The 25,719-nt window shown below is 57.9% G+C and carries 25 protein-coding genes and 3 pseudogenes; 5 read left to right on the top strand and 23 right to left on the bottom strand.

What is annotated here, in order from left to right:
- Nucleotides 1-29: 29 nt before the first annotated feature.
- From QYQ99_RS22605 to QYQ99_RS22590, 4 genes are read right to left on the bottom strand one after another with little or no spacing between them, the layout of a single operon-like run.
- Entirely contained in the window at nucleotides 30-587 is a 558-nt protein-coding gene (locus QYQ99_RS22605; protein ID WP_302090109.1) for a hypothetical protein, read from the bottom strand.
- Between the two features lie 22 nt (nucleotides 588-609).
- Entirely contained in the window at nucleotides 610-1,191 is a 582-nt protein-coding gene (locus tag QYQ99_RS22600) for a hypothetical protein (protein WP_302090108.1), read from the bottom strand.
- Entirely contained in the window at nucleotides 1,182-1,439 is a 258-nt protein-coding gene (locus tag QYQ99_RS22595) for a hypothetical protein (protein ID WP_302090107.1), read from the bottom strand. Before QYQ99_RS22595 ends, QYQ99_RS22600 begins: the two co-directional genes overlap by 10 nt.
- The gene (locus QYQ99_RS22590; RefSeq protein WP_302090106.1) at nucleotides 1,436-1,852 is read right to left on the bottom strand and encodes a DUF1064 domain-containing protein; all 417 of its coding nucleotides are present in this window, start codon (nucleotides 1,850-1,852) and stop codon (nucleotides 1,436-1,438) included. The genes QYQ99_RS22595 and QYQ99_RS22590 overlap by 4 nt, the downstream gene beginning before the upstream one ends.
- Before the next feature lie 559 nt (nucleotides 1,853-2,411).
- On the opposite strand from QYQ99_RS22590, the gene QYQ99_RS22585 reads away from it, so the two are divergent.
- A complete protein-coding gene (locus QYQ99_RS22585; protein WP_302090105.1) occupies nucleotides 2,412-2,933 on the top strand; it encodes a hypothetical protein in 522 nt (173 codons plus the stop codon).
- Nucleotides 2,934-2,993: 60 nt separating this feature from the next.
- Here the strand turns inward: QYQ99_RS22585 and QYQ99_RS22580 are convergent, their stop codons facing one another.
- The 4 genes and pseudogenes from QYQ99_RS22580 to QYQ99_RS22565 all read right to left on the bottom strand — a co-directional run bounded on the left by QYQ99_RS22580 (nucleotide 2,994) and on the right by QYQ99_RS22565 (nucleotide 6,402).
- Entirely contained in the window at nucleotides 2,994-4,034 is a 1,041-nt protein-coding gene (locus QYQ99_RS22580; protein ID WP_302090104.1) for an IS481 family transposase, read from the bottom strand.
- A gap of 173 nt (nucleotides 4,035-4,207) precedes the next feature.
- Nucleotides 4,208-5,453: pseudogene (locus tag QYQ99_RS22575) on the bottom strand (IS3 family transposase).
- A 68-nt stretch (nucleotides 5,454-5,521) separates the two neighbouring features.
- Nucleotides 5,522-5,739 (bottom strand): annotated as a pseudogene (locus tag QYQ99_RS22570) (IS481 family transposase); the annotation flags it as partial.
- A 231-nt stretch (nucleotides 5,740-5,970) separates the two neighbouring features.
- Nucleotides 5,971-6,402 (bottom strand): hypothetical protein, encoded by a 432-nt coding sequence (locus QYQ99_RS22565; RefSeq protein ID WP_302090103.1) that lies wholly within the window; start codon nucleotides 6,400-6,402, stop codon nucleotides 5,971-5,973.
- 557 nt (nucleotides 6,403-6,959) lie between these two features.
- On the opposite strand from QYQ99_RS22565, the pseudogene QYQ99_RS22560 reads away from it, so the two are divergent.
- A pseudogene (locus tag QYQ99_RS22560) lies at nucleotides 6,960-7,742 on the top strand (recombination-associated protein RdgC); the annotation flags it as partial.
- A 472-nt stretch (nucleotides 7,743-8,214) separates the two neighbouring features.
- On the opposite strand, the gene QYQ99_RS22555 reads toward QYQ99_RS22560, so the two are convergent.
- Nucleotides 8,215-9,078: a transglutaminase-like domain-containing protein gene (locus QYQ99_RS22555; RefSeq protein WP_302093250.1), complete on the bottom strand. Its 864-nt coding sequence runs from the start codon at nucleotides 9,076-9,078 to the stop codon at nucleotides 8,215-8,217.
- A 216-nt stretch (nucleotides 9,079-9,294) separates the two neighbouring features.
- Nucleotides 9,295-10,818, bottom strand: coding sequence for an RNB domain-containing ribonuclease (locus QYQ99_RS22550; RefSeq protein ID WP_302093249.1), 1,524 nt, complete (start codon nucleotides 10,816-10,818; stop codon nucleotides 9,295-9,297).
- A gap of 304 nt (nucleotides 10,819-11,122) precedes the next feature.
- Between QYQ99_RS22550 and QYQ99_RS22545 the strand changes: the two genes are divergently transcribed.
- Nucleotides 11,123-11,779, top strand: a complete 657-nt coding sequence (locus QYQ99_RS22545) for a DUF1566 domain-containing protein (protein WP_147282748.1) — start codon at nucleotides 11,123-11,125, stop codon at nucleotides 11,777-11,779.
- 693 nt (nucleotides 11,780-12,472) lie between these two features.
- Here QYQ99_RS22545 and QYQ99_RS22540 read toward each other — a convergent pair.
- Nucleotides 12,473-12,742: a hypothetical protein gene (locus QYQ99_RS22540; RefSeq protein WP_302090102.1), complete on the bottom strand. Its 270-nt coding sequence runs from the start codon at nucleotides 12,740-12,742 to the stop codon at nucleotides 12,473-12,475.
- Nucleotides 12,743-12,824: 82 nt separating this feature from the next.
- On the opposite strand from QYQ99_RS22540, the gene QYQ99_RS22535 reads away from it, so the two are divergent.
- Nucleotides 12,825-13,187, top strand: a complete 363-nt coding sequence (locus QYQ99_RS22535) for a hypothetical protein (protein ID WP_302090101.1) — start codon at nucleotides 12,825-12,827, stop codon at nucleotides 13,185-13,187.
- Nucleotides 13,188-13,550: 363 nt separating this feature from the next.
- Here QYQ99_RS22535 and QYQ99_RS22530 read toward each other — a convergent pair whose 3' ends face one another.
- From QYQ99_RS22530 to QYQ99_RS22475, 12 genes are all read right to left on the bottom strand, one after another.
- On the bottom strand, nucleotides 13,551-13,952 hold the full coding sequence (locus QYQ99_RS22530) for a crAss001_48 related protein (RefSeq protein WP_302090100.1): 402 nt from the start codon (nucleotides 13,950-13,952) through the stop codon (nucleotides 13,551-13,553).
- Entirely contained in the window at nucleotides 13,949-14,443 is a 495-nt protein-coding gene (locus QYQ99_RS22525) for a hypothetical protein (protein ID WP_302090099.1), read from the bottom strand. Before QYQ99_RS22525 ends, QYQ99_RS22530 begins: the two co-directional genes overlap by 4 nt.
- Nucleotides 14,431-15,066 carry a lysozyme gene (locus QYQ99_RS22520; RefSeq protein ID WP_302090098.1) on the bottom strand — a complete coding sequence of 212 codons (636 nt, stop codon included), beginning with the start codon at nucleotides 15,064-15,066 and terminating at the stop codon, nucleotides 14,431-14,433. Before QYQ99_RS22520 ends, QYQ99_RS22525 begins: the two co-directional genes overlap by 13 nt.
- The gene (locus QYQ99_RS22515; RefSeq protein WP_302090097.1) at nucleotides 15,063-15,359 is read right to left on the bottom strand and encodes a hypothetical protein; all 297 of its coding nucleotides are present in this window, start codon (nucleotides 15,357-15,359) and stop codon (nucleotides 15,063-15,065) included. Before QYQ99_RS22515 ends, QYQ99_RS22520 begins: the two co-directional genes overlap by 4 nt.
- 50 nt (nucleotides 15,360-15,409) lie before the next feature.
- Complete coding sequence (locus QYQ99_RS22510; RefSeq protein WP_302090096.1) at nucleotides 15,410-17,212, bottom strand: hypothetical protein; 1,803 nt, start codon at nucleotides 17,210-17,212, stop codon at nucleotides 15,410-15,412.
- Between the two features lies 1 nt (nucleotide 17,213).
- Nucleotides 17,214-17,654 carry a hypothetical protein gene (locus QYQ99_RS22505; RefSeq protein ID WP_302090095.1) on the bottom strand — a complete coding sequence of 147 codons (441 nt, stop codon included), beginning with the start codon at nucleotides 17,652-17,654 and terminating at the stop codon, nucleotides 17,214-17,216.
- An 8-nt stretch (nucleotides 17,655-17,662) separates the two neighbouring features.
- A complete protein-coding gene (locus QYQ99_RS22500; RefSeq protein WP_302090094.1) occupies nucleotides 17,663-19,945 on the bottom strand; it encodes a hypothetical protein in 2,283 nt (760 codons plus the stop codon).
- Nucleotides 19,942-21,108, bottom strand: coding sequence for a hypothetical protein (locus QYQ99_RS22495; RefSeq protein WP_302090093.1), 1,167 nt, complete (start codon nucleotides 21,106-21,108; stop codon nucleotides 19,942-19,944). The genes QYQ99_RS22500 and QYQ99_RS22495 overlap by 4 nt, the downstream gene beginning before the upstream one ends.
- Nucleotides 21,102-21,764, bottom strand: coding sequence for a hypothetical protein (locus QYQ99_RS22490; protein ID WP_302090092.1), 663 nt, complete (start codon nucleotides 21,762-21,764; stop codon nucleotides 21,102-21,104). The genes QYQ99_RS22495 and QYQ99_RS22490 overlap by 7 nt, the downstream gene beginning before the upstream one ends.
- Before the next feature lie 116 nt (nucleotides 21,765-21,880).
- Complete coding sequence (locus tag QYQ99_RS22485) at nucleotides 21,881-22,996, bottom strand: hypothetical protein (protein WP_302090091.1); 1,116 nt, start codon at nucleotides 22,994-22,996, stop codon at nucleotides 21,881-21,883.
- A gap of 9 nt (nucleotides 22,997-23,005) precedes the next feature.
- Complete coding sequence (locus QYQ99_RS22480; RefSeq protein WP_302090090.1) at nucleotides 23,006-23,407, bottom strand: hypothetical protein; 402 nt, start codon at nucleotides 23,405-23,407, stop codon at nucleotides 23,006-23,008.
- A gap of 199 nt (nucleotides 23,408-23,606) precedes the next feature.
- A complete protein-coding gene (locus QYQ99_RS22475) occupies nucleotides 23,607-24,614 on the bottom strand; it encodes an NAD(P)H-binding protein (protein ID WP_302090089.1) in 1,008 nt (335 codons plus the stop codon).
- A 97-nt stretch (nucleotides 24,615-24,711) separates the two neighbouring features.
- Between QYQ99_RS22475 and QYQ99_RS22470 the strand changes: the two genes are divergently transcribed.
- On the top strand, nucleotides 24,712-25,686 hold the full coding sequence (locus QYQ99_RS22470; protein ID WP_302090088.1) for a LysR family transcriptional regulator: 975 nt from the start codon (nucleotides 24,712-24,714) through the stop codon (nucleotides 25,684-25,686).
- Nucleotides 25,687-25,719: the final 33 nt, after the last annotated feature.

Below are 25,719 nucleotides of genomic sequence, written 5' to 3'. Positions count from 1 at the left end.
TCGTCCGAGAAACACACTGATTCCTCTCGCTACTGGATCAATTCAAGACTCCGCTGCGCCAAATTCTCCACTCTCGATGCCTTCAGCGCTTTGTAACGACGATCAATCTCCCTCAGTTGCTGCGTCATCTCCACCATGCGCGCCTCCATCTCATGCACGCGCTCCAGTGCAGAAGCCTCCAGCGCCTTGCCGGCCAACATAGGTGCCAGCTGACGCGCCTCCGCAGGCACCAGTGTCATCACTTCATCGCCCTTCTCAATCTTGTAAATCCCATTGGGCATGACCGTGCAAGAGACAGCCTGCGCGGCCACATGCTGGTGCAGCGGACGGTAGCACTGTTTCAATGGGCTGATCATGCCCTCGCCTCGCAGCACCTTGATACGGTCATCCACCGTGGTGGGTTTCAGCCCCGTCATGGCGACAATGCGCTCGCGCGTGGGCTCGCCGCCGGCGTCGTTGATCTGCCTGATGGCCTCAAATACCAGCATGAGCGTCGGCGTTTCCTCCGTGGTTCCCAGATCCACGCCTCCATCACGGGCGCGGTGTGTCGATGTTCCAGAGGTTTGCTTTGCTTGTGTGGAATTCATTGATGCTCCAGGGTTCTTGGTTCTATGCGCTCATCAGGCCCACAGGGGCAGCTTCTTGGGCCACAGGCCGGCCTTCAGGATTTGTTCGCGGGTAAAGCGGCCTGCCGTACTCGCGGTGGGCATCGCGCCCTCCGTGCTCGAGCAGTCGATAGTTGTCATAGGCCACATGGCAGCCCTCTATGCCAGGGCGGCTGCAGCAGAGCGGGAAGCCGGTGCGGTCGTCGGTCTTCAGGCTCAGGCCCTTGCCGTAGTTCAGGTGGGCGTGCTGGCTGTAGCCGCTGATGCCGCACCAGAAGCAAGGCAGCTCGGCCACCAGGCGGCGGTAGGGCTCGCTCTCGATGGCGTTCTCTTTCAGCACAGCTATGCCAGTCGCCCCAGCTCCGGGCGTCATGGTGACGTTCTCAGGCACCAAGTCGGCCGTTGCAAGGGCGCTCTCGATCTGACGGGCGGCGCGCTCAGCAAGGCGCTGCTCTCGGCTGTCCGCCTGGCCGGGCTCGCAGTAGTGGCCCTCGTCCTGCTCATCACGGAGCCCAGCGCCAGTCCAACTGCCGCGTGACTTGAAGCCCTTGCCGGGCTTGAGGGGGCAACGGCGCATCAATACCATGAGGGCCCCCAGTCATCGACCAGCACGGTATCGCCGTACTCGTCCATCACGTAGATCCGGCGGGAGCCCACTTCGATGGGGTTGCCGCAGCGGTTTTCCATGGTGACGCGATGCATGTACCGACCGTCGCACATGCGGTCCAGGTGCGGCTTCAGCAGTCGGGTGATCGTGGATGTGCTGGGCGGCTTGCGCTGGCCGGCCAGCGGCACGACCTTGCCAAAGAAGGTGGGGTTCAAAGGCTGGATCATTTGACCAACCTCACTTCCAGGCCCAGCAAAGCCTTCATCAGGTGGCGCTTGAGCTTGAATTCGGTGGTCAGCACGCCCTTCACGTCCTCGATCACTTCCGCGCCCTTTTCCATGTAGACGAAATCGGCCACGTAGCGGATGGCCGGCTTGACGCGGCTCGCATCGGCAAACTTCACGGCAGGCACCAGCTCATAGGCCACCTGGCGGCGCAGCTCGGTGATTTCCCCAGCGCGCAGCTGCATGCACAGATGTCCCCAGCGGCGTGCCTCGGCCCTGCTGTCGAACTTCACCCCATCGGGGGTGACGGTCTTCTTCTTGCCGTACCTGGCTCCACCGGCGCCAGATCGCTTGCCAGTGGCTTGAACCCCAGGCGCTTGAGCTCGGCTCGTACCGCTTCCCGCATTCTCGGCCACAGGCCGTGCCCATGTGTCACGGATTACCGCGCCTTGGTGGTTGACTCAATCGCAACAGCCAGGCAACGCAAACGAGATGTGGCACCAGCAGAAGAAGGTGCCGATGTTGAGAGTCCAGCCGCTGGGACGGTACGGGGTGAGGCAGACGGGATGCCAAGAACAGAAACCTGTTGAGGTATTCAGGGATACCAAGAACAGAAAAGCCCACCGAGCAATCGGCGTCGACATCAGGGGTGCCAACCAGAGCTTTACGTGCAGGCGTTGTCTTCGCACAAACGCGCGGCATTTGGTCAATCTGAGCCACTGTACTTTTTTTGTTTCAGTTTGATACACATCAACCGATAACCTCATATGAACTGAACAGACTCAAGGAGATTTCAATGAAGCGATGCATCATCAAAGTAGCAGGAGCCTGCTACACAGCCTTATTCCCAAGCACATGCGCCGCACTGGAAGATGCCCTGAAGCGCTTCCCAAGCGCCACCGCAATCTCCGTGAAAGCCGCTTGAATTCGGTTTGATCTAGCTATTCACCTAACAGCCAACGCCAACGAGCAATCGTGTCTGCGACCGTTGCAAAGTCCCGGCTTGGCCAAATCAATACTGGAATAGCTATGCGTCCATCAACGCTGTCTCTTAGCATATCGATCGCCATTTCAGGCTTCGTCCTTGTCTCCTGTACGAATGAGGAGAGCCACAAACTTGAGGCCAAGCGAGCTGCCAGGCGGCTGCTTGACTTCCCTGAGCACGCAGAGTTCGAAGACGTGAAGTTGGGAAAGAACGGCGATGCTGTATGCGGATTTGTGGGCTTTCGTCAAGGTAAGTTAACGACCTATCCAGGCAAGAAACCATTTGTCTATGAAGTCAACACGCACACGGCAAGTCTTGTGGAAATGCTTCAAGACAAGGACTTCAAGAACTTTATAGAGGACAGGCTCGAAAACGAAGATGAAGTTGCCAAAGCAAAAAACTTGATCAAGAACTGCCACGGGCAAGCTCTATGGGAAACGAGCTGCTCTCCTGCACTTGATATCAAGAAGCACGCTCTCTGCAGCTATGTTGAGCCTCCCACATTGCTTTAGCTGTAGAAGTTCCGATCTGATCTGACAGATGCTCCCGTTTCGGACGGTACGGCTGTCAGATTAATTCAGCTCTTTTACCTTGTCGTCCCACACCTCCTTTGCATCCATCAGCGTTTGCAGCGGCGTCCGGCCACAGCACATCTTGCCTTGATGTGTTCGCTGCCCGTTGTAGTAATTGATCCAGTCGTCCAGATCCGTTTGCAGCTCGTCAATTGATCGGTAGATCTTGCGCCTGAACGCCACCTGGTAGAACTCCTGCAGGATGGTCTTGTGGAATCGCTCGCAGATGCCATTGGTCTGCGGGTGACGCACCTTCGTCTTGGTGTGTTCAATGTCATTGACGGCTAGGTACAGCTGGTAGTCGTGCGTTTCGGCCTTACCGCAATACTCCGTGCCCCTGTCGGTCAAGATTCGCAACAGCCCCATGCCTTGCTCGGCCAGGAACGGCAGCACCCGGTCATTGAGCAGATCAGCACCCGTGATCGGTGTTTTTGTGGTGTAGAGCTTGGCAGCGGCCCATTTGGAATAGGTGTCCACAAAGGTCTGCTGGTAGATGCGCCCGACTCCCTTGATCGAGCCCACATAGAAGGTGTCCTGGCTACCCAGATAACCGGGATGGGCGGTTTCGATTTCTCCGCAGGCCAGCTCATCTTCACGCTTTTTCTCCAAGGCTGTCACCTGGGCTTCGGTGAGCACAGCGCCAGTTTTGGCGACCTCGGCCTCCAGGTTTGACAGACGCTGTTTGAAGCTGGCCAGTTGATGGCGCATCCAGATGGAGCGCACACCGGATGGCGACACAAAGATGCCCCGCTGGCGTAATTCATTGCTGGCACGCAACTGTCCATGCGCTGGCTGCTCAAGGGCATAGGCGAGGACAACCGCTTCAATGGCTTCATCAACCCGGTTCTTGGGATTGGGCTTTCGCCGAGAGGTCTGGATCAGGGCTTCAACGCCACCTTCTTCGTGGGCATGCTGATAGCGATAAAAGGTGTCACGGGACACGCCCATGACTTTGCATGCCTTGGAGATGTTGCCCAGCTCACTGGCCAGATTGAGTAGGCCGACCTTGTGCCGAATGATGGTTTGGTTGAAACTGTTCATGAGGTTTCTCCGTTGGGCGCTCGCGCGCCCGGATTGATAAAGATTCGTACCCTTATCAAAACGGGAAACCTCACCTATTGGCAAGGCCCACTGTCAGATCAAGTCTGAACTTCTACACTTTAGCGATACTGATCTTGCCCCCGTAGTCCCGGACACCGTCCACAGTCGCTAAGCTAGCCCTGATGGGCGGGGTGATTCTGCCGTCTTCGGAACTCCCTGGGCGACATCATCTTCAAACTCGAATGCGGGTGGATCTCGTTGAAGTGCTCGGATGCACCCGGCAATTGCGCCAGCACCGTCGACGCATCACGCAGGTCCATACGGCTCATGTAGTCGCGCTTGAAGGTGCTCACGAAGCTCTCGGCCATGCCGTTGCTCTACGGGCTACACACCGGCGTATTGATTGGCTTCAGTCCCAGTGACTTGGCAATGCTCCGCGTCTCGTGCGCGATGTAGGCGCTGCCGTTGTCGGTGAGGAACTCCAATTCACGCTCCAGGGGCACGGCTTCAACCGTGCCAAAGCGCCGCTCCACGGCCTCCACCAGCATGTCGCGCACAGGCTCTCCCGCAAGTCCCTTGCCCTCCCAAGCTCGCCAGGCCAGGATCTCCCGGTCGCAGCAGTCCGTGGCGAAGGTGGCTGTGACCGTCTCGCCCGAATCGCACTTGATCTCAAAGCCGTCAGAGCACCAGCGCATGTTGCTCATCGGCACACTGACCTGGCCATCGTGAATGCGGCTCGAATGCCGTCGCTTGGGCACCTTGGGCAACAGCAGTCGATGCAGCGCCATGACTCGGTAGATGCGCTTGTGGTTCAGCGCCTGTTGACCTTGCGAACATCGCTCTCGATTGAGCAGCGCACCGGCGCGGCGATAGCCATAGCTGGGCAACTCGGCAATGTGGTGCCGCAGCTCGGCCAGCAAGAGCTCATCCTGGGTCGGAGTGCGGCCTCTGGGCTGTCTTGCCAGCCGCCAGAGCGGTGATGCCGCACATGCAGATTCGAGCGCGCCACGCCCAGCACCGAGCAGGCCGACTTCATTGGTCGTCCCCAGGCAACAAGGGCGAGCGCGCAATCCGCTTTTTTGCTGCGGCGAGCTCCACGGCTTCCTTGAGGATCTCGTTCTCCAAGGTCTTTTTGCCCAGCACACGTTGCAGCTTGGCGATCTCGGCGCGAGCTGCGGCCAGCCCCGAAGCCGGTACAACCGCTTCGCCGGCGCTCTCGGCCACCAGCGCGCCTTCGCGATCCAGTCGCCGCCAAGTGAATAGGAAGCTCGCCGACACGCCCTCCTGGCGGGCCACGAGCGAGACGCTCATGCCCGGTTCATACGTCTTGCGAACCAAGGCAGCCTTCTCGGCAGCCGACCAGCGCCGCCTGCGCTGGTCTCGGGCGATGACCTCAATCGTCTCTGTATGCCTAATCACATGCACAGTCCTATGCCTATCTCGAAGATAAGCGATGGACTGTGTCCGGAGATTCAGGAGGCTATCTCAATGATCGCCGCCTCATCTTCAACGGACAAAATGGTGGAGCACGGCTGCCTCGGCCCTGTTGGCAGATCGGCGACCGAGGTTCGCTTCTGCCGCTTCGCCACCGTCTTCTGATTGATCCCGTAGCGCTTGGATAGTGCTCTTAAGCGCTCTTGACTATGTTGTATCGCTCGACGGACTGCCTCGTCGTTGTGGCGCTCACGTGCAGTACCTGGCCCATAGTGCTTCCTTCCATTCATGGGAAAATTGCACCATCAAAACATGGGATCAAACACCTGGCAATCGTCGGCACCCTGCTTTGGGTGGCCTGGTTGTCCGCGCCTGACGCCCAAGCCGATGAACCCCAGGCCATCACCCAAGGCCTGCGCGACTAGTTCGCCCGCCCGGGTATGCAGGCCGAGTGGCTGGGCGAAAAAACGGTGCATTGCCTGAAGAAAGGCCCTGACAAATATCAAGGCTTGCCGCCGGGCATTTTTTCTCTCTGCACAACCAACGCTCGCACCATTATTTGATCGATAGCTTGCAAGTACTGTTCATTAGCCACTCGCCCATGGCCGTTAGACACGAGCCAAGCCTGTCCTCGCTTAGAGACGGATTCATCGTAGAAGTACTCGCTCAATTGAGTCCCCGAATGCGTTGCACCTAAGGCAAGACGATGCGATGCAGCGTCCAGATAGAGACAAAAGTCGCGCGGAAACTTCCAGCAATCAGAAACTGCACTTATCAAACCTGATACGCCGCTCTTTTGATAGACCTGCAGCGACTCAGAAGCAGCCCTCCTTACCTCCCCGGCAATTGGGTTTGGGTCGTGCGCAATTGCTTTTCCGCACAGGGCGCTGAAAGCGATAGACGTCAGCAGGAAGGCAATGGCTTTGGTTCTCATGACATGACCGCAAACAGCGATTCCGATGACCGAACTTGGTATCGGTGAGCAATTGTGTAGTTGCTCGCACCCCGCAATCTTGATGCGCATCAACAAAACAACCAAGCCCGCACTCTGCAGGTTTTGTGCATGTGACTATTTAGGAATGATTAACGTAGTTACATAAGCCAACACTCCTGAAAAATCCAAACTGCGGGGGTACCTTGCTTCGACTCTTCGTGTACTCGTTGATCCCACTGATTGCATGGAAGACCGCTTATTACCCGCTGCAACTACGGTCACCCGCAAGTCCCTTCAATGAGCATCAGCGTGCACGGGCCGCAGGAGTGTTGACCAATACCACGATGAAAGTCCCTAAGCGGCAATGTGATGGGCGCACGCACTGCCCACAAGTAGCGCTCTGCCTCGAAAAGCCACCTGCGCATTACGCTAAGGCCCTCTGCCCCAAATACGCTGGGCAACGCCCCAAGCACGTTCCCAATCACATAAACCTAGCCCCCTTCTATCCACTCGTACCAAGCCCGCACCAGCGGGCTTTTTCTATTTCTGGAATCCCGATGTTCAAGAGCATGATCATTTACCGCATTGCCAAGAGCTGGCATAGCGATCTACAGATCGCTAGAGGATGCCCTGCAAAAGACAGTTTTTGCCGAATGCGGCGCCACACCGGAGCGCTCCGTCGGCTGGGCGCCGCCGCGCGGCGAGCAGCACGGCCTGCTGGTCGAATCCGTGGCCGGGCAGTGGGTCATGCGCTTCATGACAGGGGCCAAGGTGCTGCCGGCCAGCGTGCTCAATCGCAAGGTCAACGATAAGGCCGAGCACATCGAAAAGAACGAAGGCCGCAAGCCGGGCAAGAAGTAAAAGCGCGACCTCAAGGACGAGGCCAAGCTGAACCTGCTGCCCATGGTCTTCACCAATCAGGGGCGCATGTGGGTTTGGATCGATCCGCAAGCCCGTACCCTGGTGCTCGATACCGGCGCGCAAGGCCGCTCCGACGAGGTGGTGACGCCGGCGGCCGAAGGCCTGCACGGCTTTGCCCTGGCCCTTCTGGATACCCAGACAGCCCACAGGCTGCCATGGAGCACTGGCTGATGACGCAGGAGCCGCCCGCCGGCTTCACCGCAGACCGAGAAACGGAGCTAAAAGCCGCCGACGAATCCAAGGCCATCGTGCGCTACGCCCGCCGCCCGCTGGATATTGATGAAGTGCGCCAGCACATCGAGCACGACAAGCTGCCCACCAAGCTGGCGATGACCTGGGCAATGACCTGGGATGTCCGAGTGCGCTTTGTGCTAACCGAAGGCCTGCAGATCAAGAGCATCACGCTGCTGGATGCGGTCAGCTCCTGTACAACCAACGCCAGCAGTCGCTGTCGTGCCTGAGCGTTGATGCCCTGATGCGTGCCCGATCGCAGGCCGCAAGTTCTTCACATTCATCGCACTACACCAATTTCACATCCTTCATAACATGTTGATTTAATTCATATTTACACATCTATTGCACAGCACAGCACAAGCGTTCGATTCATCTCTGCGGCACCAGAATTGCTAGTAAATAAGCCATTCCCCACGTAAAGTGGGTAGAAAGTGGGTAGAAAACCTGAAACGGTTTCTACCCACTTTTTTTGCCTGCATCTAAAGTGTAGCGATGCTCGCAGCCACCCTCCTTTGCCTTGTAGTGGACACATCAGATAGCCACGCCCTAACTGTCAGCCTGAGAGAAGACTGGGCTTCTTACTAGAGATTGGCGGCACACACGCTACTCCAAAGTACCGCAGCAACTTCTACCTCAATGCCTATGCATCGCATGGGACTATTCCGTTGACAAAGCAAGTGACGTATAAACGGGCCACTCCCAATTCTTCTTCTCCGAATGTTCAACTTGAACATGAATGTGCGGAGGCTCACTAATCACACTGCCAAATATGGTTGCGAACGCCACATCTGCGGCATCCCGCCCCGTTGCAATTCGCATCAGCCCCATGGGAATAGACGTTCCTGATGGGTCAAAAATAAACCAGCGATACCCAAGATAAACTTCCACATAGGCGTGGAAATCGCTTGGCCCTAGAGCCGGATCAGCACCATAGTCCGTACCTGTCACAAATCGCGCAGGTAAGTTGATTGCTCGGCAAATCGCTATCATTAAATGAGCAAAATCACGACATACTCCTACCCGCTCGATCAACGTGTCGACTGCTGAAGTTGTACTAATAGACGTATTCGACCGAAATGTCACGTTTTGCCTCACCCAATCACAGATCGCTTGGGCTCGGGTGTAGCCTTGCGGCAGATGACCAAACCGATCGACCGCAAACTTCGACAATCGGTCCGACTGACAGTAGCGGCTGGGATAGACATATTGCAGCACCTCTAACGGCAACCACCGAACAGGCACCTCTGAAACGTATCTTGGCTCAGCTTTATGGTGAGAAATCTCTACGATTGCCTCGTAATTCACAGTCAGTGTGCCAGGCCTAGCACTGACCCTTAGACAACGTTGCGTGACGTCTTGACATTGTTGAATTTTCCAGTCAGCACTTTCCTCACTTACTGTCAAATGCTCAGATGACACTTGTTGATGAGAAGTATTAGCAGCATGTATGTAGAAGAAAAAATCTGCACCATGCTCTAAAACTTGGTAGTTCAACTTCAGTTGGAAATTAAGTCTGATCATTGCAACCCCGGGCACCCAGAACATCAAGGAAAATTCCTGTCGCTGATAAATCATCCATCTGCGCCGCGCATTCTGGGTTGCCATTTGAATATGCGCTTCAAGCAGTAGCTCCGGGAATGCCTACAGCATGCCAGGGGGATATGAAGAACCTTTTCAGAAGAAGATCACTTCCTAAACTCTCCACTTCTGCCAAGACCAATATTTTTCCATTGAATCTCAATGAACGATAGTGAAATCAATAAATCCACGCTCAACTGAGGTAGAAACAAGCTTTACCTTCACTTTTTGACCCACATTAAGAGTAGGGAGGTCTCCCTTTAAGCGACCCTCTGCGGGAGGTGTAAAAATACGCACCCAAGTTCCGCGCTCCCCTACACCAATGATGAGTCCAGAAAATATTTCACCGATTCGATCATGCAATAGCAGGGCAGCCTCCGACTTACGCACCTGCCTTTCTACTTTTTGAGCCGCATCCTCTTGAGTGGTGCAATGTGCGGCAAGAGCCTCCAGTTCATCGTAGGTATAGGGGGACTTTTCCCCAGCAAGTGCAGATTTGAGTAGACGCAAGGTAATCAGGTCCGGGTAACGTCGATTAGGGGCTGTCGAATGCATGTAGTCTTGCACCGCTAATCCGAAATGGCCGATAGATTGCCCGCGCGGGCGCTCAACAACATATTCACCTCGCCCCATCAACTTTATGATCACCAACGATAGATCCGGAAATCTCAAGGGATCTGCCTGGTGCTGCATTGCAAGAAACGCCTGTAAAGCCTCTCCATCAGGCTCACCTGGCAAGCTCCAGCCGTAGCTTTCAGCGACTTCGACAATTCTCTGCCAACGCTCTGGTGAACGGACTACCCTTCGCAATGAAGCGGTGCCTTGCGCGGCCAAGAAGCGCGCCGTGCAACCGTTAGTCGCAATCATCAACTCCTCGATCAATTGACGAGCCCGATTGTGTGGCTGTTGACGAATGTCGATGATGATGTCGCCGTCAAACACAGCATGAGGCTGAAAAGTTTCTAACTCCAGCGATCCTTGCGATCGCCTTAGCAATCGCAATTTCTGAGCGAGCTCATCTTGCATCCTAAGCTGGGTGTCCATCCCCGCAACTTTCTGCGCTGGCTCTGGCAACTCCCCGACCCCCTCGAACCATTCCGACACTGCGTCGTATGCAAGCTTTGGTTTGTTCCGCACAACTGCCCGATATATGTTCGATTCAATCAGAAGACCATCGCCACTGAAGGTCATCTCCGTGATAAGAGCCAGGCGATCTTGATCTTGGTTCAAAGAGGTGAGATCTGTACATAGCTGCTCCGGCAGCATGGGAAACACTCGAGCAGAACTATAGACAGAAGTTGTATTTAGCCTCGCATGCTCATCAATCGGAGAGCCTTTCTTGACCACGCTGTCAACATCAGACACGGCAACGAAAACCCGAACATTACCCTGCTCTAGTTGCTCAATTGATGATATTTGGTCAAGGTCGCGTGAGTCGTCGTTATCAATTGAACACCACAGCAGTTGAGTCATCTGATGAACTCCATGGCCAGACTCTTTCGCGTGACCAGATAGGAGGGACAGCTGTTCGAGAACGCTGTACGAGAACTCTGCTTCCAAGCCTCGGCTATACATGGCCCAGGCCGCGAGGGTTGAGATATTTTCTCGGTGATTCGATAGAACGTCTTGCATAGTGCCTTGACCTTCCATTTTTTCAATACATTTTGAACCAAAATAGCTCATTGTCAAAGATATATTTAATTATCTATAACACTACTACAGCCATTAGCAGACATAAAATTCCCAACTGAGAGCAATCCAATCAATATTCAAACTCAAAATTATACAAACTCGACAAATCAATACTTAAAAGGCTAAGCAACCATCTTCTAAATGTATTTTTCACGCTAAAAATTAAATAAAAGTAATATTTCGTATTATTTTTATTTAATTACAAGAAATGGACTATCCTAATAAAGAAAAATCAAAATGACTCTCAACAAAATATAACATTAAAAAATTGAATTTAATTCAACCGAGATCAATCATGCGCATCCCTCAATTCTTATCCAGCATAGATACTGAATATGGGAAACCATTTGAAGGTGGATTCTACGGTGGATTAATAAATATTAACTCAAACATTTATGCGATAGTTTGGGCTCCAAAATCCACCCAAATCAAAGAAAAAATTGACGTTGAAAAAGCGAATGCATTTGATCCTGCTGACAGCAGCAGCAATACTATCGCTTTAGCAGATGCAGGAAGCCCGCTTGCTAAAGCTGCACTTGCAGCAAACATCAATGGATATAACGATTGGCTGATACCAGCACGTGACGTATTGGAGCTGGGTTATCGCATGCTAAAGCCATCTCGAAATCGGAACTATGCGAACTATTTTGATGGTGTGAACCACAATAGTCTTCCCGAGGGAAAGCACTACTCTGACTCTTTCCCCGCTCAAACCATCGCACCAGATTTCCTTGACGGAGGATCTGAGTCCTTTGATCTTGCTTGGTACTGGTCTAGCAGTCTGCACTCAGGAGGTGTAGCGTTCTGCCAGCATTTCGAAGATGGCTATCAAAGTCACTATCACTCAGTGTCAGCGGTCGGCCTCGCTAGGTTTGTGCGCTTGGCCCAAGTTCCTGTCCAAGCCCTGACAACTACGCCCATAGACGCACAGCCCATCAATTTGCACCATTGACTTATGGGAATTGGCCGAACGGCGCGACAGGTTGCCGTATCAGTTGCGTGTCGACTAAGACACTGTCCGCGTAGCTTGCTGACGATGCGGACTTGTCTGCTTGAAGACCGGCATGGCTACTGTGGCGCTCCAGTTCTCTATCCAGAGGCTGTTTGCAAAGTAATTCCAATGAGGCGTCACCATTGAAATCGTCCTCAACGTGATGATTGCGGTCGATGGAACGGAAATGCCTCTGGTTGAAGGCTACTGAGAGAAGTCGCGCGCCAGGGCCAACATCGGAGTCCCTGGCCGAAGCACATCAGCGACTGCATCACATAAGAAGAGATCCTCCCCGGGCGCGTGTTTGTTATCACAGCTCTTGGTGGGCTAGTTTACTTTGGACCTGTGCCTGCCTGGGTGGTACGGTCGCCTGCGCCGTTTTGGTCCACCGAATCTAGGCTTGGATTGCCTGCTTGGAAGTTATGTGGCAGGTCGATTTCACGGGCATTAGGGTCGGCCTCAGGGGATCGCTTTAGAAATTCAGGAATCTCCAGCTCATCCCCAGATTGAGCAATGCTGGATCCACAGGTCCCGCACCACATTTTTCTACGACTTGTGCTTGTCATATGAAGACCTTCAAGAGTGAAGACGCCATTCACGCGCGATACGTCACACGGAGTTCGGAGGCATTCAAACGGAGTGCCACCTACGGAGCTAGTCTGCCAAGCTACTGAGCTTTTGGGGCTTGGAGGCATAGAAAAAGGAAACTCCACCACTCGTCTCCGCAACGTGTGGATCTTGATATTTCTGACCAGCCTCTTCCAGCAGGTCTGCCCATCGCGCCTTGATGTCCCTCCATGGAGCCTTTGCGATCCGCTCTATGGAGTACCAGTAGTAGATTTCTGGCCACGAAATGTAGGTCGTGCCCTTTGTGTACAGATCGTCCAGCCGCGCCATCAGCTGCTCTTGGTGTCGCTTATTCATTTAACAATCTCTTAAATATTATTGCTGACTCTTATTTTTACTAAGACAATCATATCTCACAACACACAACCAGGAGATCTCAATGCCCCAGTTCTTCTCCGGCACTCTAGACTTCGTTGGAGAGCGCCTCGATGTCGAGTACCTTGCCATCAATGAAGCTGTAGCGCCCCTTAAAGCCATTGCGCATTTCAACGGCGCACCATGGACGTTTGAGGTAACAGGGCGAAGAGTTCCTAGTACAGCCAACGTCTATGAGTTCAAAGGCCCATGCAGGTACGCGGGGAGCAATAGACCCAGTGAGCCAACGCCGGGGGACTACATATTGCGAGTCAAAGTTAACTACGAGGATGGCGAGCTCGATGTCGAAGGCGAATGGTGGGAAGCTGGTTCAGACGAAAAGTATGCAGTCAGCGGACTGCTTGAGGAAACACGTCCAGCGCGCTAAGCCTTGAATTGAATCCTTGGATCAGAGCTCTGCAATGAGCTGTGGGGCGTCCCAATCGAAATTGACCGCGACACCAGGCGTGGTGATTGCGGTCGATGGGACGGAAATGCCTTGGGTCGAAGGCTACTGAAGTAACTACTCGATCAGCTATCGTCGCTAGCCATCCTCAGGTCGTCCACGACCGAAGCGCAAAAGCTGATGCAGAGTGTGAGTATGACAAGCGCGGAACAGATAAGCAGCCATTTCATTTCAGCACCTCGCGATTGAAATCGTCAAACAGTATGCATTCACCCATTGAAGCTTAAAAATAGCTAATTACGCTAAGTCAAATGCGAGGCAGCCGGCCGGTGCGGGCCGGAAGGCTTAGAAAGCAGAGATGCGCTCACCTAGGATCACAGACAGCTCCCGCATCACATCGAGCTGACGGCGCATACGGGCTTGCTCTTCGGGGTCCAGCTGGCGGAACAAGGCATTGCGCAGAATGAACTCGTCCAGCCTGGTGATTCGGATGTCCAACTCTTGCTTTTCATTCAGCACGCGCTGCTGGTGCGGCGGCAGTGCACTGGTATTGGATTCGCTGCCATTGATGCAGTGCTCGAGCATTGCCTTGGCCTGACCAAAGTGCAGCAGGTTCGTGCCCATGGGGGTCATGCCAGCGTGTGGCGAGCGGGTGAAGCTAATGCCACAGTCAGGCGCGAAGTCTGCCGGCAGTGGCCAGGACAGCAAGCGGCCGACCATCTGCTCGGTGATCGCAATTTTGCTCATTGTTTTTCCTTGAGTTGGGGAATCACTGGCCAGGCTGCGCGGCAGGTTGCTGCATCAGCTGCGTGACCATCAGCTCGGATTGCCAGCTCCGTGTATCGCTGGCTGCACTGTCCGAATACGTGGTTGAGGGCGCGGGCATACTCAATGAGGGCACTGGGGGAAGCGTCAGCAAGTCGCTGCTCGGCATCGGACAGTTGCTTGCGCAGGCCGTCACGCTCACGGCGAGCGCGATCAGCAGCAGCTTGCGAAGCGGCTTGCCTATTGATGGCGTCATTCAGGGCTCCTTGGTATTTGCCGTTGACCGTGCGCTCCACGGCCAGCACGCGCCGGCCGGCGGCCATGCGTTCATCAGCGATCTGCTCGCGGTATTGGCTGGCCTGCAGGAGTTCGTCGGCCAGCTCGGCTCCAAGGCGCGCTGCCTGGAAGTACCAGGCCAGGGCAGCGCCAGCAGCAGCTGCTGCCAGGGCTGTGTAGATGGTCAGCCGCGCCACGACAGACCCCACTCGCACAGCTCGGCATTCGCGTCGCCGCGGATCTTCAAACCGGGCAGCACCACAGACACGCCATTGACCGTGCCCTTGTTCCAGCGCAGGTTTTCGCGGCAGGCCTTGGCCCAGTTGCCCGCGTTCGCGTCGCGCCGCATGGTGCTGGTCTGGAAATTCCCGTCGCCCTTGTTGTGCAGGAAGTCGTAGAACGTGGCCTGCTGGAACGGGTTGTAGCTGCCCCAGTAAGTCAGCGAGCGCTTGGCAATCTGCTCATATTGCACATAGCGCTTTTTCTCCAGACGGAAGCATTCGACGGGGCTGTACCACTTGCCCGCGATCACATCCTTGCCCGTCAGTCCGTTGCAGACCGTCAGCGGCTGGCCCTTGCCCACCTTGTCCACGTAGGGCGTGCCGATGTGGCGATTGCTGGACTCATAGAACGCGGCAATGACCATGGCAATACGCATGCCATCGGGCATTTCAGGATCCGCTGCGACTGCCTGGATGTATTGATTCTGCTGGGCCTCGGCCGTCCCGGCCTGGTCCACGTAGTAGCTGCCGCCACCAATGCCTGTCAAGACCAGCAAGGCACCAATGCTGGCGCGCAACTGCGATGGGATCTTGCTCATGGCGTGCCCCCTACGGCAGCTTTGGCCTTATCGCGCAGCTCCTGGCGCACCTGCTCGTGCACATAGTCGCGGCGCCATTTCCAGATCAGATAGGCCGCCTGCAGCGCCACAAAAGCGATGGTTGCCACCACTGCCCAATCGCTGAGAGGAAGCCCGCCCAGCCGCGCTGCACCGGCTGATGCAGCTCCTGGCGTGGTCTGCACGGCCGCGATGGCTATGTCCTGTTTTTGCTCGGCACTCAGATGCTGGTGAATGCCCAGCAGCGCCAGCATTGATGCGAGAGCTTTTTTCATGCCCCGGAGTGTTCCGGGGCTAGGTCCAACAGTCGAACCCTAGAGGGGTGCTAGACGCTCTGGCTGACAGAGCCACTGATTGCAGCGGAAGTGCTCACCATGCTCCAAGCGCTGGCCACACGCTGCGATGCCGTCGCGAGGCCAATCTTCGCCGCCTCCAGGCGCGCATTGTTGGTCTGGATCGCCAAGTCGGTGTTGATCCTGGCCGTCTGCAGACTGATATTGGAGCCGGCCTCATACTGCTTGATGTCCGCTTCCCAGCGGCGCATATAGCTCGCAGCCTTGGCCTCGATGGCATGCGCGCTCACGCGGTAGCCGTCCACCAGAATGGCCGACTGCTTGGCCGCCGCGTCCATCTTGGCCACTTCGGCAGATAGCTTGGCCTTCCAGCCGCTCCACTCCAGTTCCTTAGCCGCGATCTTGGCCTGGGCCTGGGCGATTGCCACACGGGCGCGCTCGGCCTGGGCGCCGGTATAGGCGCCGTAAGCCTGCACCTGGGACTTGTAGGCGTCCTGCTTGGTGGCCTCGGCCTGGGCGCGTGCCTTGTACAGTTCCACCTTGGAAGTCTCAGCATTGATGGTCGCCACAAAGGCGCGGATCTGCTCGCCGCCGGCCTGAATCCGGGTCTGCTCCAGCCCCACCAGCGTCTGCGCGGCCTGCACGCGGGCCTTGTAGATCTCCACGGACGCCATGCGTCCATCAATCTCTGCCTTGTAGCGCGCCACCAGCGACTGGTTGATGTCAGCCTTGGTCTGCTCGGCCTGCAGCAGCGCCTTGTAGACCTCGACCTTGTTCATTTCCGCCTTGATGACGGTTTCATAGGCCATGGCATAAGTGCGGTAGCCGTCCAGCAGTGCTTTGAAGCGCTCAAGCGCCGCATTGTGCGCGGCAATGCTGTGATCGGCTGCCGTCTTCGCTGCATCAAAGGACAGGCGATCCAGCTGCAATGCCTGGTCAATCAACTGCCCCTCCAGTGCCAGCCCCTGGGTGATCGCATCCTTGACGTTCGATTGCTCCAGCTCGGCCTGCTTGATCGCAATGTCACGGGCCAGGCCCGAGAGCTTGTCGTGGTACTCGCGGCGGGCATCGGCCAGCTGACCGGCCAGCACCCCGGACGGCAGCGGGAACCCCAGCGCCTCGGCACCGCGCATCACCTCGCGCTCTCGCGCCAGCGCAATCTGGGTTTCGCGGTCGCGCGATCGATCCCAGATGGCCTGCTCCACCACGGGATTCAGGCCTGTTCCGCCCTGAATGCGCGCGGCCAGGATGGCCTTGAGGTTGCCCATCAGCTCCGAGGCATAGCCGGGCGCGCGCTTGAACTCAAAGGGCGCGGGCTCCAGTAGTTGCAACTCGGGCACATCATCCAACCTGTCCAGCCAGTCCTCGTGCAGATTCACGCCGCCAAAGCTGTGCGTGGTCAAGGACAGGAACTCGGGCGCATCAGGCAAGCTCACATCCGGCGCATCGGGTATGGCCACTTCCCGCATCTGGGGCAAGGCCGGCGCCTGGCCAATCACCAGATTGGGCGCGGTGCCAAAGTCCATGGCCGGCGGCTGCAGGTCGAAGCCGACCACCTCCACATCTGGCAGGCTGCCAAGATCAAGCGCGGCCGGCATATCACCGGGCGTGGTGAAGCCCACCTGCGGTAGCTCGGGCAAGTCCGGTAGATTCGGCAAGTTGGGCGCGGCAATCGTGCCCCAGCGCACGCTGATCACGGGCGTGGTGGGAAGCAGCGCATTGAAGGCTTCCTGCATGGACTTGGTTTCGCTCAAGGCCTGGTTCGCCAAGTCGATGGAGCGCTCATACTTGTCCTGAACAATCTCGGCGGGGCCGTTGAAATCAAACTCTGCCATCTCAAACTCTCCTTGTTTTGGACTTCACGCTCAGCACTTCCACGCGATCGAGCGTGAAGGCCTGCCCAGCGGGGGTACTCAGACCGAAGCCCAGATAGTTTTCCCGGATGCCCTTGCCCACCGGGCAGCGCGTCTGGCTACTGTCGCGCAGTGGAAACGGATACGACCATCCCTGCGCGCCCGGGCCGAAGACCGTGAACTCGGCTTCGCCCTGCCCCTGCATGGACAGATAGACCATGGCGATCTGCTGCTTGAGCGTGTTCTCGCGCAGCGTGATGGGCAGACGCAGCGTGGACTGAATCGGCAAGCCGGCATCCGTGTCCCCGCCAAAGGCATACAGGCCCGAGGCGCTGCCGCCATGGTTTGGCGTGATGCTCTGGAAGTCGTGGCGCGTGTACTCGGACACTGCGCCGGTGAGGGTGTTGACGGTGATTGCAGTCATGAGGGATCTCAGAAGGGGTAAAACGATGGGGCATTGCGGGCGGCTTGCGGCCACGGCAGGACAGACTCGGCCTCTCTGACCCCAGCCACCGGATCCACCAGGAAACGCCGGGTTTGCTGGTCTGGAAAATTGCCGACCGCGATCTCCAGGAGCATTGCTGGCGTTTGCGGGCACTTCGCGCAGACAGCCGAGGCAAACAAGTTGTTGATGGACAAAGGCGCCACAACGCTGTCCACATTGGTCGCAATAAAGTCGGACAGCGCGGCATAGTTCACATCCCAGCCGCCGATGGGCTCCGAGTCCCCCAACAGGTTCTCAGAGGGGCGCAGGCTTTCGCCACGCTCGGTAATATTGGTGCCCAGGTTGGCATAGCCGGCATAGCCCGTGCCGCTGGGCTCCATAGGGAAAGTCGTTTCCTCGCCCCGGTACCAGATATGCACCTGTGCATGAAGCACGGGGATGGCGGTCGAGGGCGACTCCGTACTCGTCTGCTGCGAATAAGCCGAAGAGGATTGGTGGCTCAGCTCGGCCGAGTGCACGTAGTACACCAGCAGCCCATCCGAAAGACGCTGCAGCAGCACCCGGCGACTCACGACCCGCGAGGTGTACTGCACCTGGGCGCTGCCATTGCGCACCCTACCAAGGGGTATCAGATCTTCAAAGAACGTCCCGCTCTTGACGCCTTCCACATAGCTTTCGCTGATGACGAGCTCGGGGCCGTGGCTGTATTTGCGCAGATTCTTGGCGTGGTACTTGAACTTCGCTTCAAAGCTGCCGGAGCTGACATTGATGCTGGGCATGCCCATGACGAGTTCGACACCGACCTTGGGCGGGTTCTCTTGCTGAGTGAGGGCCACGACGCTGGAGGAAGTGGGCCGGCTGTAGTCCACCTCGTAAACGAGGCTGACGTTATCGTCCTGGGTCATCAGCTCACCGCTATCGGTGATACCGATCAAGCGCCGGGTTGTACGCTCGCTGGACTTGCGCAGCTGGTAGCTATTCGTGGTGGAGTGCGTGGCCGACACCTGGTACACGTTATTGGCCCCGCCGTGGTCCTCGATCAGGCTGACACTGCTGATCAGGTGCGGATGCGGCCAGTATTGCTGCACCACATGAAATCCGGCGTGATAGGCCGCCTGCACCACGTTATTGACGACCCGAGAAATCGTGGGCGTGAACACGCTGGGCGTGACGGGGAGCACCACATCCGCAGCAGGCTCATACCCAGCGCTGCCGGCCCTGAAGGCCTTGACGACCTGCTCCGTCTCCTCATACTCGGCCGGCCCCGCGTTGTTGGGCGTGAGCTGCAAGTACAGATTGACGCTATCCCCACGGAAATAGCTGACGTAGGGCCACATATCCCACTTGATCTCGAAATAGTCCGGGGCATAGACAAGCGGGCCCACGATGGTGGAGCGCCGGCCCGCATACTTCTGGACAACCACGGCCAGGTATTTGCCGTTGGGAGAGACAACATGGAACTGACGCTCATCCGGGTTCGGCAGCGGAAACAGATCCACCAGGTCGATAAACCCGGGCGTATCGACCGACATATCCTGACTCTCGGCCGCCACCTCCTGCTTGATGACCGTGGTTTGCGTATTGGCGCCAAAAGGCGCTGGGCTCAAGTCGCTCACGCCCTTCTTGAGCACCGATTGGCGCATTGTTCGCGCGCCAGATACCAAAGTATTCACAAAGACCGCGGCGCCGCCGGGAGAGACATGCATCAGCTCGCCCGGATAGTCGCCCGTGCTCAGCGGCGTGAACACGTTCAAGTAGCCATACCGCCCCAGCCCCTGCGTGGCATAGGAATAGCCCCAGCCACCAGGCACAGCAATGGCCCGGTCTGTCATCCCCTGCAGGGCAAAAATATCGGACTTCTCGGGCGCGCTGTACTCCTGGGCAATATTGCGAAACACCCATTTGGCCGAAGGCCGGCCATCCACCAGTTCGTTGACCAGCAGCCAGATCTCACCCGACTGCATCTGGGAGAACAGAATCCCGCTATCCACCTTGACGCGGCAGCTGCTCTGCGCCGGCCAGATCTGCATGATGTGCTGCCCGGCCACCGAGACAATGCGGTAAGGCGTGCCGTCCGCCAGCTTGCCCAGTTGCGTGGGGTTGGGCACCTGGGACAGACGGGCATGGCTCACATAGCGCGCAAAGACCTGCTGCGCCATCGCCCGTTGCTCGGTGCTGGCCTGTCCGCCCTCCACGCGCAGCGCCGGCGGCGCGGCCGCCGCCACGGGTCGGCCCAGCACATCGAAGGCAAACGGGTTCCACAAATTCATTGGGGCACCGCCAGATATTGAGGAATGCCGTTCACCTCGCGGAAAGTCGCGCACACCTCCTTGATCGCAGTGCGGTAGCGATCTGCACTCAGGCTGGTGGTCTGACCACCGGCAAAGCCGGCCACCACCTCGCCCCCTGCAATGCACAGCATGGCCTGGCCGCCACCCGTGCCGTCGCCCAGCTTGATGCGGTGCCCGGGCGCCGACACGCCGGAGCCAAGCACCACCGGGCCGCGCTTGGTAGGCACATAGGCCAATTGCTCCCATTCCGTACCCGCCAGGAACACCAGATCCTGCTCGGTGCCCACATACACCCCATCCTCCACCGGCTGGATGGCCGTGATCGGCGCAGGCAAGGGCTTGAAGTCGCGCCAGTCCGACAGATGCGGCGCCATGGGGCGCGAAGCCCACAGCACATTACCCTGCGCCACCAGCACCCGCCCGCGCCAGAAGGCCGTGACCGTGCCCACCGGGAAGGGCTCGGCCCCCAGCGTGCGGCAGGGCAATACAAGCGCCGTGTTGTCGCCCGTGAACTCAAAGCTCGGCCCCAAGGCCGTGCCGGCAAGATAGGCGCCCTCCCCGTCCTTGCCGCTCAGATAGACATTGACCGCATGGCCCTCCAGCTCGGGCAGCCCGTCCAGACGCAAACCGCCCTGCGCCAGCATCAGCGGCTCGGAGCTGATGGCCGGGCCTTCCAGCCGGTCAGCCAGGCGCACAAAACTCAAGGTGTAGCGGTACTGGCCAGGGTGCAACGCACCGAAACACTGATCGGGCACGCCCAGCGAATCGGGCAAGGCCACGCTGCGCTCCACGCCGGCGCGCCCGTCCGTCACACCATGAATCAGCCCATTGCTATAGGTAGTGCGGCCATCCGGCAGATCGCAGTACCAGACCCGGCCCGATCCCAACGCCGGGTGAATCACATGCCGCGCGCCATCGGGGTGAATCGCTGTCAGGGCGCTGCCGCAGGTCGCCAGCATGAAGCTGTGGGCCTGATGCAGGTTCTTGTGGCACTGCTCGGAAACCACAGTCAGCCCCGCGCGGCGCGTGACCTCCCCTGTCAGGCCGATGTCCACATCCTGCGCCAGCAGCAGATCGCCGCTGCCCATGCGGTGCTCGGGCAGCACATTGTTGATGCCGGTAAAGCCTTTATAGGTCAGCATGCCGTTCCTCTATCCAATGTGGGGCGCCCAAACCGAACCGGGCACAGTGTTCTGGCGCGCATCGCCATGCCGCCCAGCGCCGGGCTGCCAAAGTTCACCGGCTGCAGGCTCTCGGGCGTGAATGACAGACCAGCGAGCTGCACGCGCGGAGTGCCAAAGCGCCCGACCTGCAGCCCCGCCACGCCAAAGCCCAGCTGCAGCGAAGGCCCGCCCAAGCGCGCGGGCCGCAGCGAATCCACACGCGCAACCGTGACCACCGCTGGCGCGCCAAAGCCCGCAGGCTGCAGACTCTGGACACGCAGGCCCATGGAAAGCCAGGGCTGGCCGAAGCGCGCAGGCGTCAGACTAGGTGGGGGGCCGACCTGAAGAACCGCCTGCAGCGATGGGCGGCCGAAAGTCACTGGGCGCAGGCTCTGGGCCTGCAGTGTCACCTCGCCAGGGGGCATGCCGAAGCGCGCCTCGGGCGTACCAAAGCGCGCCGGCACCAGGCTCTCGGGGCGCATCTCCTGGCCCTTGAGCCGTGGCGTACCGAACTGCACAGGCGACAGACTCGCCACACGCATCTTTAGCTTGGCTGCAGGTACCCCAAAGCGCACCGGAGCCAGGCTATCGACCGCAAACTCACCCGTGTGCACCACCAGCGATGGGACACCCATGGAAACAGGCCTCAAGCTAGAAACCCGAATCCCGCCAGATCCACCACTGGTTCCCGATGCCGCCCCGTTGATCTGCGCTGCGTTAAAGCCTGGGTATGACATATGCTGCTACCTAGCTAAACTTCGTCGGGCGGGCCATATTCAGAGGGGAATCCGGCGGCTGTATTGGTGCACACAAACAAACCCTTCCAGTAGAAACGCCCCCTGAACGTTCCTCCTGCAGCCGCGGTGTCGATGGAGAAAATCATCCCCCGCACGCCCTTCTTGATGTTGGTAGCCATCACAATGCGCTGATGGCTGCCATCAATGGCTGTAAGGGGCGCTGCATTGACCAGATTGGTCTTGCTGACCACGGCACCACCGGCATTGAGTTCGCCAACAGACACCGTCGGCGTGCTGGTAGCTGCGTAGTCTTCGCAGATGAAGCCGATCTCACTGGGGTAAAACCAGGTATCCGGGTCATCCCAACCATCCTGGAAGCCCACTCGGGCAATCCCACCGTCGGCGTCTTCAGAAACCTCCGACCAATATTCCTCGCCTAGCGCTGGCTTCGGGATGCCCGGGCCCAATTTCACAGCGCGGCTGGCCGAAAACACCTTAAACGGAGCTTCTGTGCTCTTGACGATCGAGCCTGGATAGTAGGCCTTGGTGCTTTCGTAGTCGGGTGCCACACCCAACTCAACAGCAGCACTGTTCCCTACACCTTCCACAGACGAGCACATCAGCATGAAGCCAGCTTCATCTCCACCCGCTTGGGCCAACACCGGCGCGCCGCCAATTGCCCAAGAATTGGCAATCAAGCTTTGGCCGTTAGGAGCTCCAGCCGCATAGCTGTACACGCGCAGGTTGTCTCCGAAATTGATACTGAGTGCGCCCGTGTTCGGGGAAAACGCCGATCTAGCACGCGCCGCATTCAACATGCCCGCCGTGATGCGGCACTCCAGCTTGGTGCCCTCATTCCAAGCCAGCGCCGTCGTTCCCTCCTGGCCTCTCAAGACTTCTACCGTCTTTTCGAATTCGTTGATCTTGACGATGAACACGATTTCCACGGCATCGCGTTGTTCTGGGTTGACGAGGGTCGCCCGCGCAAAACTGGTGAGATTGAAGCGCCCCCCGCCTTCAATCAGGCCCGCTTCGGGCATCGTGATGGCAGAAGAAATCACGGTATCCGCAGCCGAGATCCCGCCCGCCAGAGCAAATCCGGCATTGTTGAAATAGCTCTCCTGCAGCATGCCAGCCCCTTACACCAGCGAGAGGATCTTGGCCGGGCCGTCAGACCATGGCGTGCTGACTTCGCTGCCGTTCGTGCTGAAAGGGAAACCCGTCACCCCGTCCAGATGGCACAGCAGGGGCGAAGTCGAGGCGTTGCCCGTGTCCTTGAACAGCACAATCGCCTTGACCGTGCTGCCAGCGGCCAGAGCGCCAAAGGTAATATCGTCCGCGTCGAACACGCCGCCCGCGATGGTCTTGTTGACAAGCTCCACTGCGGCGCCGACGACCGAACCGATGTCAGCCAGGAACTCATGGCCGTCACTGTACGCATAGGCAACCGGCACCAGCACGGCCTTGATGGTGTCGGCGCTGAAATTGATGGCGCCGCTAAGCAGCTTCTGCGCGCCTTTGGGGTAGAACTTGTTGGCCATGGCAAAACTCCTGTGTGACTTGCAGGGAGTTTTGGCCAATGGCCTTCAAAGGTCGAACCCTAGAGGGGTGTAGCGGTAGTGAATATTTGGCGCGAAGGACTCAGAACGGCCAGGAGCTGTCGTCCAATGCATGGCCGCGAACGGCAGGTTCAGGCTTATCGCTGTCAATCGAGCACGGTGACATTTGCGTCATCTGTCGTTAGCCATCACTGTTTACGGTGCTTAACTTGCGCACAGGCGTCGCCTGCAAGCACCCCATACCTTCCAAGGTGGCCTCCACCGCCTCATCCAGCGGCGTATGCGGCTCATGCCCGAGCGTCGAGACCAGCTTGGCGTTACTCATCTCTACCCGCGTGCTCCACAAATAGCGCATCTCACGTAGCTCACGCAGGGTCGGTACAAAGGGCGCGGCAACCGCGGTAAGCCACCAGAGGAAGCCTCTCACTTTGGGTTTGACGCCGCCGCGCTTGACTACCACGCGGCAGATCGCTTCGGCCAACTGGGTACCGTCGGCGTCCCAATGACCGGCCATGTGGAAGGCTGCAAAGGGGGGCAACGTGTCACGCCGCTGCAAAAGCTCCACCATTGTGCGGGCTACGTCGGGTAGGTAAGACCATTGGTGGCCTATGCCGGGTGCGTTGGGCACACTAATGGATTTGACCGGCTGACCGGGCTTCAGCATGCCCTGTGAGAACCAGCTATTGCCCGGCTTGGGTCCGAAGAAGTCCCCCGCCCGCACCACGAGCACTCTGCAGTTCTGGCTGCTGGCCTGCTGCAGGTGCCGCTCCATCTCCACTCGGATGGCCCCCTTGCGGGTTATGGGCTGCTGCAGCGAATCCTCATGTAACGTGGGAAAGGAGCTGGGACCGTAGTTGTAGACTGTGCCAGGCAGCACGATGGTAGCGCCGTTGGCCTGCGCGGCGATGATGGTGTTGTCCAGCATGGGCATTACCAGCTCACCCCAACGACGGTAGCCGGGCGGGTTGACGGCGTGCACAATGACGGAGCAGCCTTCTCCTGCAGCCAGCACGTCTTCGCGGTTCATCGCGTCGCCGCGTATCCAGACCATGCCATTGCGCCGCTCAATTTGCTGCTCACCGCTTCGGCGCAATGCACGCACTGTCCAGCCAGCATCGCGTAGTTGCCGAGCCACTTCGCCACCGATACCGCCGGTGGCGCCTAGTACCAAGGCCGTGTTGCTTTCCATTTCATTCCCCCTGAATGTGTTGCGATGGCAGGAAGTTTCTGGCGGGCACTGCTATTAAGCAATTGACCAACATGTGATAGCCGTCATACATTTTTGTATGACTATCAACAACACCACCGAGATCGGCTGGGAGCTGTATCGCTCCTATTTGGGCGTGCTGGAAGAGGGCTCGTTGTCCGGTGCGGCGCGCGCCATGGGAATTGCCCAGCCCACAGTGGGGCGGCATGTCGACGCACTGGAAACAGCACTGGGCGTGACGCTGTTTACCCGTTCCCAAACGGGGCTACTCCCTACCGAGGCGGCGTTAGCGTTGCAGCCGTTTGCCCAGACCATGTACAGAGCTGCCGCTGCGCTGAAGCGTGCGGCCGAAAGCCAAGGTTCGGGTATCCAGGGCACAGTGCGAGTTACGGCCAGCGAGGTGATAGGGCAAGAGGTATTGCCACCTATCTTGGCGAAACTGCAGGACACACACCCGGGCCTGACGGTGGAGCTGGTGCTGACCAACCGGGTGCAGGACCTCCTGCAGCGCGAGGCCGACATTGCAGTGCGTATGACACAACCCAGACAGGAGCAACTGATTGCTCGGCGCGTTGGAGTGATGCCACTGGGATTTCATGCGCACAAGCGCTACCTGGACAAGCACGGGACGCCCAGCTCGCTGGCCGATCTGGCGCAGCACGCGCTGATTGGCTTTGATGAAGAGACGCCGTTCGTGCGTGTAGCACGCAAGGCATTCCCGATCTGGAACCGCGAAAACTTTGCTGTGCGTACCGACAACGACATGGCACAGATGGCTCTGATCCGAGCTGGCTGCGGTATTGGCGTGTGCCAAGTGAATCTAGCGGCGCGCGACCTGAATCTGGTGAACATATTGCCTGGAAGCATACGGCTGAGCCTGGAGACCTGGCTCACCATGCACGAAGATCTGCGCAATAACCCGAGCTGCAAGGTGACATTTGATGCGCTGTTGAAGGGACTACAAGACTACGTGACTCCCTCGCAAGTCGACACCGCTCTGGCCAGATGTGGTTGCTTGCCAATGACTGAAGAACTTCACTTAGCAGACGGTTAAGCCCATACAGTTGGTGCCCCGCGAACGACTATT

Source organism: Comamonas testosteroni, from assembly GCF_030505195.1.
Classification (GTDB): Bacteria; Pseudomonadota; Gammaproteobacteria; order Burkholderiales; family Burkholderiaceae_C; genus Comamonas; species Comamonas testosteroni_G.
Note: the sequence above shows the minus strand (reverse complement) of the source record. Positions and strands in the feature narration are given on the sequence as shown.

Bases quoted from the DNA above. Each gene is read 5' to 3' on its own strand.
- QYQ99_RS22605 (WP_302090109.1), bottom strand. From the start codon at position 587: ATGAATTCCACACAAGCAAAGCAAACCTCTGGAACATCGACACACCGC.
- QYQ99_RS22600 (WP_302090108.1), bottom strand. From the start codon at position 1,191: ATGGTATTGATGCGCCGTTGCCCCCTCAAGCCCGGCAAGGGCTTCAAG.
- QYQ99_RS22595 (WP_302090107.1), bottom strand. From the start codon at position 1,439: ATGATCCAGCCTTTGAACCCCACCTTCTTTGGCAAGGTCGTGCCGCTG.
- QYQ99_RS22580 (WP_302090104.1), bottom strand. From the start codon at position 4,034: ATGAACAGTTTCAACCAAACCATCATTCGGCACAAGGTCGGCCTACTC.
- QYQ99_RS22565 (WP_302090103.1), bottom strand. From the start codon at position 6,402: ATGAGAACCAAAGCCATTGCCTTCCTGCTGACGTCTATCGCTTTCAGC.
- QYQ99_RS22555 (WP_302093250.1), bottom strand. From the start codon at position 9,078: ATGATCAGACTTAATTTCCAACTGAAGTTGAACTACCAAGTTTTAGAG.
- QYQ99_RS22550 (WP_302093249.1), bottom strand. From the start codon at position 10,818: ATGAGCTATTTTGGTTCAAAATGTATTGAAAAAATGGAAGGTCAAGGC.
- QYQ99_RS22545 (WP_147282748.1), top strand. From the start codon at position 11,123: ATGCGCATCCCTCAATTCTTATCCAGCATAGATACTGAATATGGGAAA.
- QYQ99_RS22540 (WP_302090102.1), bottom strand. From the start codon at position 12,742: ATGAATAAGCGACACCAAGAGCAGCTGATGGCGCGGCTGGACGATCTG.
- QYQ99_RS22535 (WP_302090101.1), top strand. From the start codon at position 12,825: ATGCCCCAGTTCTTCTCCGGCACTCTAGACTTCGTTGGAGAGCGCCTC.
- QYQ99_RS22530 (WP_302090100.1), bottom strand. From the start codon at position 13,952: ATGAGCAAAATTGCGATCACCGAGCAGATGGTCGGCCGCTTGCTGTCC.
- QYQ99_RS22520 (WP_302090098.1), bottom strand. From the start codon at position 15,066: ATGAGCAAGATCCCATCGCAGTTGCGCGCCAGCATTGGTGCCTTGCTG.
- QYQ99_RS22515 (WP_302090097.1), bottom strand. From the start codon at position 15,359: ATGAAAAAAGCTCTCGCATCAATGCTGGCGCTGCTGGGCATTCACCAG.
- QYQ99_RS22510 (WP_302090096.1), bottom strand. From the start codon at position 17,212: ATGGCAGAGTTTGATTTCAACGGCCCCGCCGAGATTGTTCAGGACAAG.
- QYQ99_RS22505 (WP_302090095.1), bottom strand. From the start codon at position 17,654: ATGACTGCAATCACCGTCAACACCCTCACCGGCGCAGTGTCCGAGTAC.
- QYQ99_RS22500 (WP_302090094.1), bottom strand. From the start codon at position 19,945: ATGAATTTGTGGAACCCGTTTGCCTTCGATGTGCTGGGCCGACCCGTG.
- QYQ99_RS22495 (WP_302090093.1), bottom strand. From the start codon at position 21,108: ATGCTGACCTATAAAGGCTTTACCGGCATCAACAATGTGCTGCCCGAG.
- QYQ99_RS22490 (WP_302090092.1), bottom strand. From the start codon at position 21,764: ATGGGTGTCCCATCGCTGGTGGTGCACACGGGTGAGTTTGCGGTCGAT.
- QYQ99_RS22485 (WP_302090091.1), bottom strand. From the start codon at position 22,996: ATGCTGCAGGAGAGCTATTTCAACAATGCCGGATTTGCTCTGGCGGGC.
- QYQ99_RS22480 (WP_302090090.1), bottom strand. From the start codon at position 23,407: ATGGCCAACAAGTTCTACCCCAAAGGCGCGCAGAAGCTGCTTAGCGGC.
- QYQ99_RS22475 (WP_302090089.1), bottom strand. From the start codon at position 24,614: ATGGAAAGCAACACGGCCTTGGTACTAGGCGCCACCGGCGGTATCGGT.
- QYQ99_RS22470 (WP_302090088.1), top strand. From the start codon at position 24,712: ATGACTATCAACAACACCACCGAGATCGGCTGGGAGCTGTATCGCTCC.